Consider the following 12,193-nt stretch of genomic DNA (forward strand, 5'->3'; position numbering starts at 1 on the left):
GCCACCGTTTCGATACTTTCGCAATTGCGAAAGTATGAGACCGTGGTCACCACGGCACGCCGGGCTGCCCGGAGACCGCCTGAGCGGTCACAATGACTGCGCGATGACCAACCCTGAACCGACGAAGGCGCAGCTCGATTCCGCCGCGGGCACCTTCGCCATGCTCTCCGCTCCGGTCCGGCTGCACCTGGTGTCGCTGGCCGCCCAGGGGGAGTACGACGTCGGCACCCTGGCGGAGCGGGTCGGCGTCAGTATCGCCACCGCCAGCCAGCACCTCGGCAAGCTCCGCCTCGCCGGCATCATCACCGCCCGCCGCGAAGGCCGCCGCCACATCTACACCGTCGACGACCCCCACGTCCTGAACCTGGTAGACCAAATCTTCGAACACATCGCCCCCGACGGCACGCTAGCCCCCGACCCACCCCGCCGCACAAGACCACCCCACACGGACTGAACTGGGCCTGCGTGCATGCAGAACCGCGCTCAAGCGGGTGCAACGAGCCGTTAGGGCCACTTGTGTATGCGCGGGTTCACAACACGTGCCGCAGGTACCGTTCGGGTGCCTGGAGGTAGGCCTTCCAGTTTTGGACGAGTTGGAGGTCTTCCCAGGTTGTGCGGCGGATGCCCCAGTCGCCGACTTCGAGGATGGTCGCGCCGGGGAGGGCGGCGATCACGGGGGAGTGGGTGGCGCAGAGGACCTGGGAGCCGCTCTCGGCTAGCCGGTTGAGTACGCCGACCACCGCCAGGCTGCTGGAGAACGAGAGGGCGGACTCGGGCTCGTCGAGGCAGTAGAAGCCCTGGCGGGTGAAGCGGTCGTTGATCAGGGTCAGGAAGCTCTCGCCGTGGCTCAGCTCGTGAAAGACCGGGTCCTCGCGCACATGGCTCGGGTTCTGCTCCAGGTACGTGTAGAAGCCGTGCATCGTTTCCGCGCGGAGGAAGAACCCGGCGCGCTTGCCACCGACGCCGCGGGTCAGTTGGAGGTCGTCGGCGAGTGACGACTCGGTTGCACGGGTGGTCAGCCGGGCGCCCGTGGAGCCGCCCTCGGGGGACAGGCCGAAGGCGACCGCGATCGCCTCGACCAGGGTGGATTTACCGGCGCCGTTCTCGCCGACCAGGAACGTGACGCCGGGCTCGAGGTCCAGGCCGTCGGTCAGCAGTTGGCGGACGGCGGGGATCGTGTGCGGCCAGCGTCCGGACGCGCGAATGCCCTCCGCCGCGGCAACCCGTCGTACGGGCTGGGAAGCGAAGGGCATTCACTCAGGCTAGAGGGCCAGAGGGCTAGAGGATCAGTCGTCCTCGTCGTCCAAGCGGGCCAGCCAGGTGGCGAACCGCTCGATCGGCGTCTCGAACTCCGGGTTCAGGTCGACGAACTCGCGCAGCCGTTCGGCCACGAAAGCGAGCGTGACATCCTCCTCGCCACGCCGCTTCTCGAGTTCCTCGATCCCGCGGTCGGTGAAGTACACGTCAGCTGAACGCCTGCTTCAGCAGGGTCGCCTGCTCGGTGCCGTGCACACCGTGCGAGCCGACCGCCGGGGCGGACATGGCCGGCCGGGACACCCGGTAGAACGGCTTGCCGCCCAGGTGCTCGGTCAGGTTCAGCGCCATGAACGGCCACGGGCCCTGGTTCGCCGGCTCGTCCTGCACCCAGCGGATCTCGGTCGCGTTGCCGTACTTCGCCAGCTCGGCGACGATCTCGTCGGCGGGCAGCGGGTAGAGCTGCTCGACCCGGACGATCGCGGTGCTGATCTTGTCCGGCTCGACCTTCTTCCGCTCCGCGAGCAGGTCGTACACGATCCGGCCGGAGGCCAGGATCACCCGCTCGACTCCCGCCGCGTTCGCCTCGGCCTCGGCGTCGCCGAGCACCGGCCGGAAGGTGCCGTGGGTCAGCTCCTCCGGCTGCGACACCGCCTCCTTGCGCCGCAGCAGCTGCTTCGGCGTGAAGACGATCATCGGGACGTGCTCCTCGCCGAGCGTGTGCCGGCGGAGCAGGTGGAAGTACGACGCCGGGGTCGACGGCTGCGCCACTGTCATCGCGTTCTCGGCGCAGAGCTGGAGGAACCGCTCGATCCGGGCCGAGGTGTGGTCCGGGCCCTGGCCCTCGTAGCCGTGCGGCAGCAGCAGTACGACGCCGGACTTCTGGCCCCACTTCGCCTCACCGGACGAGATGTACTCGTCGATGACCGACTGGGCGCCGTTCACGAAGTCGCCGAACTGCGCCTCCCACAGCACGAGTGCCTCCGGCCGCGCCACGGAGTACCCGTACTCGAAGCCGAGTGCGGCGTACTCGCTGAGCAGCGAGTCGTAGACGTAGAAGTTCCCCTGCCCCTCGTCCAGGTGCTGCAGCGGGACGTGGTCCTGCCCGTTGACCCGGTCGATGACGGCGGCGAACCGCTGCACGAACGTGCCACGGCGGCTGTCCTGACCGGCGAGCCGGACCGGGCGCCCGTCGAGCAGCAGCGAGCCGAAGGCGGTGATCTCCGCGCTGGCCCAGTCGAGCGGGCCCTCGGTGATCGCGTGCGCCCGACGCTGCAGCTGCGGCTGCACCTTCGGGTGCACGGTGAAGCCGTCGGGCAGCGTGGTGTACGCGTCGGCGATCTTCTTCAGCATCTCGCGGCTGATCGCGGTCGCGTCCGGGCCGTCCGGCTTGTCCGGGTACTCCGGCGCGGTCACGTACGGCGGCGGCGTGTCCGGCTCGTTCTTCGCGTCACGGACCTCTGCGAACACCCGCTCCAGCCGCTGCTGGAAGTCCTGCATCGCCTGCTCGGCCTCTTCGATCGTGATGTCGCCACGACCGATCAGGGCCTCGGTGTACAGCTTGCGGACCGAGCGCTTCTGCTCGATCAGGTCGTACATCAGCGGCTGGGTGAAGCTCGGGTCGTCGCCCTCGTTGTGACCGCGGCGGCGGTAGCAGACCAGGTCGATGACGACGTCCTTGTTGAACGCCTGCCGGTACTCGAAGGCCAGGTCCGCGACCCGGATGCAGGCCTCGGGGTCGTCACCGTTCACGTGGAAGATCGGCGCCTGCACCATCCGGGCCACGTCGGTGGAGTACATCGACGAGCGGGACGAGGCCGGCGAGGTGGTGAAGCCGACCTGGTTGTTCACGATCACGTGGATCGTGCCGCCGGTCCGGTAGCCGCGCAGCTGGGACAGGTTCAGCGTCTCCGCGACCACGCCCTGGCCGGCGAAGGCCGCGTCACCGTGCACCAGCACCGGCAGCACCGGGAACGCCGCGCCGCGGTCCAGGATGTCCTGCTTGGCCCGGACGATGCCCTCGAGCACCGGGTCGACGGTCTCCAGGTGCGACGGGTTCGCCGCCACCGAGACCTTGATCTTGTCGCCGAACTCGGAGACGAACTCGCCCTCGGCGCCCAGGTGGTACTTGACGTCACCGGAGCCCTGCACGGTCCGCGGGTCGATGTTGCCCTCGAACTCGCGGAAGATCTGGCCGTACGACTTGCCGACGATGTTCGCCAGCACGTTCAGCCGGCCGCGGTGCGCCATCCCGATCGCGACCTCGTCCAGACCGGCGCCGGCGGCTTCCTCGCAGAGCTCGTCGAGCAGCGGGATCGTGGTCTCCGCGCCCTCGAGCGAGAAGCGGCGCTGACCGACGTACTTGGTCTGCAGGAAGGTCTCGAACGCCTCGGCCTCGTTCAGCTTGGCCAGGATCCGCAGCTGCTCCTCGCGCGGCGGCTTGGTGTGCGGCCGCTCGACCCGCTCCTGGATCCACTTGCGCTGCTCGGGGTCCTGGATGTGCATGTACTCGATACCGGTGGTCCGGCAGTACGAGTCGCGCAGGATGCCGAGGATCTCGCGGAGCTTCATGAACCGCCGGTCGTTGCCGCCGAACGAGCCGGTGGCGAACTCACGGTCCAGGTCCCACAGCGTCAGGCCGTGGGTGGCGACGTCGAGGTCAGGGTGGCTGCGCTGCTTGTACTCCAGCGGGTCGGTGTCGGCCATGATGTGGCCGCGCACCCGGAACGCGTGGATCAGCTCGAGGATCCGGGCCTGCTTGCTGATGTCCTCCTCGTGGCTGTGCGGGAGGTCGGCGGCCCAGCGGATCGGCTCGTAGGGGATCCGCAGCGACTGGAAGATCTCGTCGTAGAAACCCTCCTGGCCGAGCAGCAGCTGGTGGATCCGGCGCAGGAACTCACCCGACTGCGCGCCCTGGATGATCCGGTGGTCGTACGTCGAGGTCAGCGTCATCACCTTGCTGACCGCGAGCTTGGCCATCGTCTCCTCGGCCGCGCCCTGGTACTCCGACGGGTACTCCATCGCGCCGACGCCGACGATGCAGCCCTGGCCGGTCATCAGCCGCGGCACCGAGTGCTGGGTGCCGATCGTGCCCGGGTTGGTCAGGCTGATCGTGGTGCCCTGGAAGTCCGGCAGCGCGAGCTTGTTGTCGCGGGCCCGGCGGACGATGTCCTCGTAGGCCATCCAGAAGTCGGCGAACGTCATCGTCTCGGTCGCCTTGATCGACGGCACCAGCAGCTGCCGGGTGCCGTCCGGCTTCTGCATGTCGATGGCCAGGCCGAGGTTGATGTGCGCCGGGTGGACCAGGGTCGGCTTGCCGTCGGTCTCGTCGTACGACGCGTTCATGTCCGGCAGCGTCTTCAGCGCCTTGACCAGCGCCCAGCCGATCAGGTGGGTGAAGGACACCTTGCCGCCGCGGGCGCGCTTGAGGTGGTTGTTGATGACGATCCGGTTGTCGATCAGCAGCTTGACCGGCACCTGGCGAACGCTCGTCGCGGTGGGGACCGTGAGGCTGGTCTCCATGTTCTGCGCGGTCCGCGCCGGGGCGCCGCGCAGGATCAGCCGCTCGGACTCCGCGCTGGTCGCGGGGGCGGGCTTGGGCTGTGCGCTGGGCGGCTGGTTCACCGTGCCTCCGGTCGGGGCGCCGGACGTGGCCGGTGCTTGCTTCGCTGCCGGCTGAGTCTGAGGTGCGGCTTCCTGCGCAGCGGCCGGGGTGGGCTGGGTCGCCGCGGTCGTGGCCGCGGGTGCGCTCGAGGCCGGCGCGGACGTCGCCGTACCGCGGCTCGGAGCCTCTGGGGTCTTGTTGTCGGACACCGCGTCCGGTCGAGGAGCGTCGGCCGGGGTGGTCTTCACCGGCGTCGCTTCACCTGGCTTGTACGTCTTGAAGAAGTCCAACCACGCCGGATCCACCGAATTCGGGTCCTGCTGGTACTTCTCGTACAGCTCGTCGACCAGCCATTCGTTCGCACCGAAGGCTGCTAGGGGATTGGTGTCTGATGGCTCGGTGGCCACTTGGCAGTTCGCCTCTTCCGATTTCGGGTCCGGTACCGCGGTTCGTCAATGCTGATGTTATGGGTGGTGTCCCAAGCAAAGGCTAATAGCAGGGGGACCACTTCCACAGCTCGGGACCACCGGACCAGTGTGTCCAGTGGTCGGGCTCTGGCGACCGGACCGATCGGCCCCTGAAACACTGCCCACCAAGGTGTTTCAGACCACATGTCGTCCTCTCACCGCCCGCCGACGCGGAGAGCAACGGCCATCGCTGCGGGACGCCTTGCAGAGGTGGCTTTCCGGCGGTCCGTCACGGCCGGTCGGCACGGCGTCCTGAGCGTGGCTGCCCACTGTATGCAGTTGTCCACTCGCCACCCGTGACGATCACGACCGCGCAGAAGTGTGGTCAACGTCACGCTCCGAATCAGTCCACCTGGGCATGATTGGCCTTCATCGGCTGGACAACCTCCGGACCAGCTTCAGGCCCGACCAGGTCGCGTCGATCGCGCACACCTTGACGTCGACGACACCGAGCGGCAGGGCCAGCTCGCGGATCCCGTTCTCGTCGAGATCGGTCGGCACCCCGGAGGACCGCTTCGGCCAGGCGGTCCAGATCATCCCGGCGGTCGTGGTCCTGGCGAGCAGGACCGGCAGCCGTTTCGTGAGCCGGGCCCGGTCCGGGCAGAACATCAGCACGACGTCGTACGGCGTACGTCCGGCTCGGCGCGCTACCGACGTACCGGGCGGAAGTCCTTCGACGACGAAACCGGCCGGGGCGTTGTCGAGCAGGACCAGATGGTCCGCCTTGATCCCGAGCTTGGCCGCGAGCGGCTTGCCCGAGTACCCCGGAGTGCTCATACGCGGATGTTAGGGGGTGTTCGGGCGTGCGGAGCTCTGGGGCGGTCGGTGCGGGTTGATGTACCTAAGAACAGGAGGTGGTGGGTGAAAGCGGGCCGGCGGTGGGCTGCGTCAGGCGGGCGGGGTTCGTCGGGCGAGGACTACTACCTGTTCTTAGGCTCTGCTGGCGGCATACTGACGGGATGGCGTTGACGGATGAGGCGATCGTCAAGATCAAGGGGATGATCACCTCGGGGGAGCTCGGGCCGGGGGACCGGTTGCCGAAGGAGGCGGACCTCGCCGCCCGGCTGGGGTTGTCGCGGAACTCGCTGCGCGAGGCGGTCAAGGCGCTCACGCTCGTCAATGTGCTGGACGTGCGGCACGGCGACGGGACGTACGTGACCAGCCTCGACTCGGCGCATCTGCTCGACGCGCTCAACTTCATGGTCGACCTGCACCGCGACGACTCGGTGCTGCAGTTCTTCGAGGTACGGCGGTTGCTCGAGCCAGGCGTGGCGGCGCTGGCCGCGACGCGGATCAGCCCGGAACAGGTGACCGAACTTCGGCTGCTGACCAGTGACCTGGGACCGGATGCCTCGGTCGAGGAACTGGTCGCGAACGACCTGCGGTTCCATCGCGCGATCGCCGAGGCGACCGGGAACCAGGTGGTCTGCTCACTGCTCGACGGGATCTCCGGCGCGACCCAGCGGGCCCGGATCTGGCGTGGTGTCACGCAGGCGGGCGCGGTCGAGCGGACTCTCGCCGAGCACGCCGCGATCCTGGACGCCATCGAGATCCGCGACGCCGAGGCGGCCCGCGCCTGGATGACCGCCCACATAGCCGGCGTCGAAACCTGGCTCCGCAAGGCCTCCTAGCCCGCCTCCATTTCCCTGGCAGACCCAGCAATTTCCCTGGCAGACCCAGCAAATGGGGGGTTATCCACCCTGAACGCGGGTGTAGAACCCCGGACGCGGCTGGTGGACCCACCATCTGGTGGACCCACCAGATGGTGGGTCGGAGCGTTGGTTGCTGGGTACTACGGAGGTATGGCGTTCGAACCGCCTCCACCCCGTAGTGCGTTGACATTGCGCATCGTGCTGGCGTGTTTCGGGGTCGTGCTGTTCGTGGCGGCCGCGGTACTGGCCGTCGTCTACGACCTTCCGGCGGGATGGGTGATCGTCTTCGGGGCGTTCGCGGTCGTCGCGCTCGTCGACCTGGTGGTCGTTGCCTGGCGCAAGCGTTCGGAAAATGGTTGATCAACCCAACCAGGGTCCGTAAGCTTGGGGAGTCACATTCCCGACGGCAGGGGTTTCGAGTTGTCGAACTGAGGTCTTTCTCCGCAACCGATTGATCGCCACCGTTCTGGTGTGCGGTCTCGTTCTGAGACCTCGTTGGAGTCGACACTCATGAGCATTTCCCTGTCCTGTACCGACCTCTTCTTCGCCTGGCCTGACGGCGAGGTGCTGTTCGACGGCCTGACGTTCGTCGCCGGTCCGGTCCGTTCCGGCCTGGTCGGCCGCAACGGCGCGGGCAAGTCGACGCTGCTCCGGCTGATCGCCGGCCGGCTCACCCTGCAGCGCGGGGCGATCCGGGTCAGCGGCGAGCTCGGGTACCTGCCGCAGGACCTGACCCTCGACACCTCGTTGCGGGTCGACCAGGCGCTCGGGATCGAGGCCGTCCGGCGGGCGATCACCGCGATCGAGTCGGGCGATGCCTCGGAGGAGAACTTCGCGATCGTCGGCGACGACTGGGACGTCGACGAACGCGCCGAGGCGCTGCTCGGCAAGCTCGGGCTGGGCGCGATCGACCTCGATCGCAGCGTCGGCGAGCTGTCCGGCGGCGAGACGATCCTGCTCGGGCTCGCGGCCGAGCTGCTGCGGCGTCCCGACGTACTGCTCCTCGACGAGCCGACCAACAACCTCGACCTGCGGGCGCGGCGGCACCTGTACGACGCCGTGGATCAGTTCCGGGGGGCGTTGGTGATCGTCAGCCACGACCGGGAGCTGCTGGATCGCGTCGACCAGATCGGGGACCTGCGCAAGGGCGAGGTCACCTGGTACGGCGGGAACCTGACGGCCTATGAGGAGGCGGTCGCTGTCGAGCAGGAAGCCGCGGAGCGGATGCTGCGGGCGGCCGAGGCCGACGTACGCAAGCAGAAGAAGGATCTGGTCGAGGCGCGGATGAAGATGGATCAGCGCCGGGCCCGGGGGCAGCGTGCCTTCGAGCAGGGCGGGATCCCGAAGATCGTCGCGGGCGGGCTGAAACGGTCCGCGCAGGTGTCGGCGGGTAAGCATCTCGGGATGCAGTCCGAGCGCCTCGACTCGGCGCAGGAGGCGCTCGCGGACGCGGAGGAGAAGGTCCACGACGACGACACGATCCGGGTCGACCTGCCGAAGACCGCCGTACCCGCCGGCCGCATCGTGCTGCGGCTGGAGGATCACGTACTGCGGACCGGGGCACACGTCGACCTGGAGATCCGGGGTCCGGAGCGGATCGCGCTGACCGGGTCGAACGGCGCCGGGAAGACCACGCTGCTGCAGTCGATCGTGGCGGGGAAGTTGCCGGCCGTCCCGTTCCGGTACCTGCCGCAGCGGCTCGACCTGCTGCGGGACGACCTGTCGATCGTGGACAACCTGGCGTTGCTGGCTCCGAGTACGGAGAACCAGGAGCGGCGGGCGCGGCTGGCCCGGTTCCTGTTCCGTGGGCGGGCGGCGGATCAGCTGGTCAGCACGCTGTCCGGCGGCGAACGCTTCCGGGCGACGTTGGCGGCGCTGCTGCTCGCGGAACCGCCGCCGCAGTTGCTGATGCTGGACGAGCCGACGAACAACCTCGACCTCGCCAGTGTGGCGCAGCTGAAGGACGCGTTGGCGTCGTACAACGGAGCGCTCGTGATCGCCAGTCACGACGTGCCGTTCCTCCGCGACATCGGCATCACCCGGTGGGTGGAACTGACACCGGAGACGCTGACCGACGTCGATCCGCTGTAGCCGGTTCGGAGGTAAGCCCCGTCACCTTCAGGTGGCGGGGCTTTTCCGTGCCTTGATTTCTAATACCCCCTAGGGGTATCTTCTGACGCATGGACGAGCACGAGCGGCACGAGCACGGTGGTCACGAGGACCACATGAACCACGGCGGGCACGAGGCGCACAGCGGGCATGACGGGCACAGTGGGCATGGCGGGCACGGGGATCATGCGGCGCAGTTCAAGGACCGGTTCTGGATCAGCCTGGGGCTGGCGGTGCCGGTGGTGTTCTTCAGCGAGATGTTCGCGGACCTGCTGGGCTACATGCGGCCGGACTTCGCCGGAGCGGGGTTGATCGCGCCGGTGCTCGGCACGGTGATCTTCGTGTACGGCGGTCAGCCGTTCCTGACCGGCGGCTGGAGCGAGCTGAAGTCGCGGCGCCCGGGGATGATGCTGCTGATCTCGATGGCGATCACCGTCGCGTTCGTCGCGTCGTGGGTGACCACGCTGCGGATCGGCGGGTTCGACCTGGACTTCTGGTGGGAGCTCGCGCTGCTGATCGTGATCATGCTGCTCGGGCACTGGCTGGAGATGCGGGCGCTCGGCGCGGCATCCGGTGCGCTCGACGCGTTGGCCGCGCTGCTTCCGGATTCGGCCGAGAAGGTCACCGACGACGGGGTCGTCCAGGTGTCGTTGCACGAGTTGCAGGCCGGTGACGTCGTCCTGGTGCGTTCCGGCGGCCGTGTGCCGGCCGACGGCACTGTGGTCGACGGGCAGGCCGAGGTCGACGAGTCGATGATCACCGGCGAATCGCGGCCGGTGTCGCGGGCGGTCGGTGACGCCGTGGTCGCGGGAACTGTTGCCACTGACAACGCTCTGCGGGTCGAGATCACCGCGGTCGGCGACGACACGGCGCTGGCCGGCATCCAGCGGTTGGTGGCTGAGGCACAGGCCTCGTCGTCCCGTGCGCAGGCCCTCGCGGATCGCGCCGCCGCTTTCCTCTTCTACTTCGCGTCGATCGCCGGTCTGATCACGTTCGTGGTCTGGGCGCTCCTCGGCAAGCTCGACGAGGCTGTGACGCGAACCGTGACCGTGCTGGTGATCGCCTGCCCCCATGCCCTCGGGCTGGCCATCCCGCTGGTGATCGCGATCTCCACGGAGCGTGCGGCGAGGGCCGGCGTACTCGTGAAGAACCGGCTCGCGCTGGAGCGGATGCGGACGATCGACGCGGTCCTGTTCGACAAGACCGGCACATTGACGAAGGGCGAGCCGGCTGTCACCGGGGTCGCCACTGCCGACGCGGTGTCGGAGGACGAGTTGCTGGAGCTGGCCGCCGCTGTCGAGGCCGACAGCGAGCATCCGTTGGCGAAGGCAATCGTTCGTGCGCATGCCGACCGGGTTCCGGTCGGTGGCGGGCGGGTGGCGGCTACGGACTTCCGGTCGCTCACCGGTCGCGGCGTGCAGGCAGTCGTGAACGGTTCGGAGGTTGCGGTCGGCGGACCGGCGTACCTGCGGGAGAACGGCCTGGCCGAGCCGGACGCGCTCGACGCGGAGGTCGCGGACTGGAAGGCTCGCGGGGCCGCGGTGCTGCATGTGGTTCGGGACGGGCAGGTGCTGGGTGCGATCGCGCTCGAGGACGCGGTCCGCGAAGAGTCCCGGCAGGCGGTCGCCGCGCTGCACAAGCGCGGGGTGAAGGTCGCCATGATCACCGGCGACGCGCACCAGGTCGCCGAGGCGGTGGCGAAGGAACTGGGCATCGACGAGGTCTTCGCCGAGGTGCTGCCGCAGGACAAGGACGCCAAGGTCGCGGAGCTGCAGTCCCGTGGGCTGAAGGTCGCGATGGTCGGTGACGGGGTGAACGACGCGCCGGCGCTGGCTCGGGCCGAGGTCGGGATCGCGATCGGCGCCGGCACCGACGTCGCGATCGAGTCCGCCGGCGTCGTCCTCGCCGCCGACGACCCGCGCGCTGTCCTCTCGGTCATCGAGCTGTCCAAGGCGAGCTACCGCAAGATGTGGCAGAACCTCGTGTGGGCCACCGGCTACAACGTGATCACGGTCCCGCTGGCCGCCGGAGTCCTCGCCTTCGCCGGAGTGGTCGTCTCGCCCGCCGCCGGCGCCCTCCTGATGTCGGTCTCCACGATCGTCGTAGCTCTCAACGCCCAGCTGCTCCGCCGCCTCGACCTCTCACCCACCCGGTTGGCTTCGTAGCCCGTCCAGCGTGACCTGCACCAGGCGCCGTACCGCCGCTTTCGACGGTACGGCGCCTGCTGCTTGGAGAGCGTGCACGCAGTACGTCGCCAACTCCTTCGGCGGTACGTCGTCGCGCACCGCACCCAGCCGCTCCGCGATGAACTCCACCAGATGCTCGCGGGCGTGACCGACGTGCTCCGACCGGTGCAGTGACGAGGCGGCCTCGGCCGGCGGGTGCTCGTGGCAGATGAACGCGTACGCCTCCAGCACGTCGTCGATGCGATGGGTCCGCTCCCAGATCTCGGAGAGCTGTTGCAGGTGCCCGGCGACCTGACGCTGGTGCCAGGCGGTGAGGGCCGAGTCGACGTCGGCAAAGTACTTGTAGAGCGTCGCCCGCCCGACACCGGCGCGGTGTGCGACCTCGGCCATGGTGATGCCGGTCAGTCCGCGTTCGGCGACGAGCGCGGCGGTGGCGTCGAGGATCGCTTCCCGGACCGCCTGGCGGTGGGTGGCGATGCTGTCGTTCCACAACTTCGGCATGGCTGGATTCTAGCGGGACAGTCTGCCTATGATCGAGACACAGTGTCTCGAAAAAGGAGGGTGCCGTGGCGGCTCTCGAAGCACGGCTCGGTACGGCGCGTGCGGATCGGTATCTCGCTCAGCTGACGAGCCACATGTCGCACGGCCCGGGTGGGTTGACGGTGCTGTCCACGTCCGCCGACGAGTTGGTCGTCGACCTCGGTACGGCGACCTGGTCGGTGCGTGCTGCGCCTCAGGAGTTGGTGATGCGGCTCGAGGCGGACGACGCGGCCGAGCTCGAGCAGCAGAGTGCCCGGGTGGCGCACCGGGTCGAGCAGATCGCCCGACGCGACGGGTTGCAGGTCGTCTGGCAGCCTGCCTGAACGACCAACTACTGTGGGTGCGCCGAGCAACCGCAGCACGCGACCAGCCATCGCGACA

The 12,193-nt window shown here is 68.6% G+C and carries 11 protein-coding genes; 6 read left to right on the top strand and 5 right to left on the bottom strand.

Annotated features, from left to right (window positions below):
• Window positions 1-103 precede the first annotated feature (103 nt).
• Window positions 104-454 carry a helix-turn-helix transcriptional regulator gene (locus EV647_RS26405; protein WP_134007314.1) on the top strand — a complete coding sequence of 117 codons (351 nt, stop codon included), beginning with the start codon at window positions 104-106 and terminating at the stop codon, window positions 452-454.
• 76 nt (window positions 455-530) lie between these two features.
• On the opposite strand, the gene EV647_RS26410 is transcribed toward EV647_RS26405, so the two are convergent.
• From EV647_RS26410 to EV647_RS26420, 4 genes are all read right to left on the bottom strand, one after another.
• Window positions 531-1,253: an AAA family ATPase gene (locus tag EV647_RS26410; protein WP_134007316.1), complete on the bottom strand. Its 723-nt coding sequence runs from the start codon at window positions 1,251-1,253 to the stop codon at window positions 531-533.
• 33 nt (window positions 1,254-1,286) lie between these two features.
• Window positions 1,287-1,463 (bottom strand): DUF6104 family protein, encoded by a 177-nt coding sequence (locus tag EV647_RS42180; protein WP_165546322.1) that lies wholly within the window; start codon window positions 1,461-1,463, stop codon window positions 1,287-1,289.
• A gap of 1 nt (window position 1,464) precedes the next feature.
• The gene (locus EV647_RS26415) at window positions 1,465-5,265 is read right to left on the bottom strand and encodes a multifunctional oxoglutarate decarboxylase/oxoglutarate dehydrogenase thiamine pyrophosphate-binding subunit/dihydrolipoyllysine-residue succinyltransferase subunit (RefSeq protein ID WP_134007318.1); all 3,801 of its coding nucleotides are present in this window, start codon (window positions 5,263-5,265) and stop codon (window positions 1,465-1,467) included.
• Between the two features lie 429 nt (window positions 5,266-5,694).
• Window positions 5,695-6,102 (bottom strand): DUF3052 domain-containing protein, encoded by a 408-nt coding sequence (locus EV647_RS26420; protein WP_134007320.1) that lies wholly within the window; start codon window positions 6,100-6,102, stop codon window positions 5,695-5,697.
• Window positions 6,103-6,284: 182 nt separating this feature from the next.
• Here EV647_RS26420 and EV647_RS26425 point away from each other — a divergent pair, with 182 nt between their 5' ends.
• From EV647_RS26425 to EV647_RS26440, 4 genes are all read left to right on the top strand, one after another.
• The gene (locus EV647_RS26425) at window positions 6,285-6,956 is read left to right on the top strand and encodes a FadR/GntR family transcriptional regulator (RefSeq protein ID WP_134007322.1); all 672 of its coding nucleotides are present in this window, start codon (window positions 6,285-6,287) and stop codon (window positions 6,954-6,956) included.
• Window positions 6,957-7,127: 171 nt separating this feature from the next.
• On the top strand, window positions 7,128-7,337 hold the full coding sequence (locus EV647_RS26430) for a DUF6343 family protein (RefSeq protein WP_134007324.1): 210 nt from the start codon (window positions 7,128-7,130) through the stop codon (window positions 7,335-7,337).
• 150 nt (window positions 7,338-7,487) lie between these two features.
• Entirely contained in the window at window positions 7,488-9,068 is a 1,581-nt protein-coding gene (locus EV647_RS26435; protein WP_134007326.1) for an ABC-F family ATP-binding cassette domain-containing protein, read from the top strand.
• Window positions 9,069-9,157: 89 nt separating this feature from the next.
• Window positions 9,158-11,251, top strand: a complete 2,094-nt coding sequence (locus tag EV647_RS26440; protein WP_202876318.1) for a heavy metal translocating P-type ATPase — start codon at window positions 9,158-9,160, stop codon at window positions 11,249-11,251.
• Here EV647_RS26440 and EV647_RS26445 read toward each other — a convergent pair.
• Window positions 11,228-11,773 (bottom strand): TetR/AcrR family transcriptional regulator, encoded by a 546-nt coding sequence (locus tag EV647_RS26445; RefSeq protein WP_134007328.1) that lies wholly within the window; start codon window positions 11,771-11,773, stop codon window positions 11,228-11,230. The genes EV647_RS26440 and EV647_RS26445 overlap by 24 nt on opposite strands.
• Before the next feature lie 65 nt (window positions 11,774-11,838).
• On the opposite strand from EV647_RS26445, the gene EV647_RS26450 reads away from it, so the two are divergent.
• Window positions 11,839-12,135 (top strand): DUF2218 domain-containing protein, encoded by a 297-nt coding sequence (locus EV647_RS26450; protein WP_134007330.1) that lies wholly within the window; start codon window positions 11,839-11,841, stop codon window positions 12,133-12,135.
• The last annotated feature ends 58 nt before the right edge of the window (window positions 12,136-12,193 follow it).

This window comes from Kribbella sp. VKM Ac-2566 (assembly GCF_004366005.1).
GTDB lineage: Bacteria > Actinomycetota > Actinomycetes > Propionibacteriales > Kribbellaceae > Kribbella > Kribbella pratensis.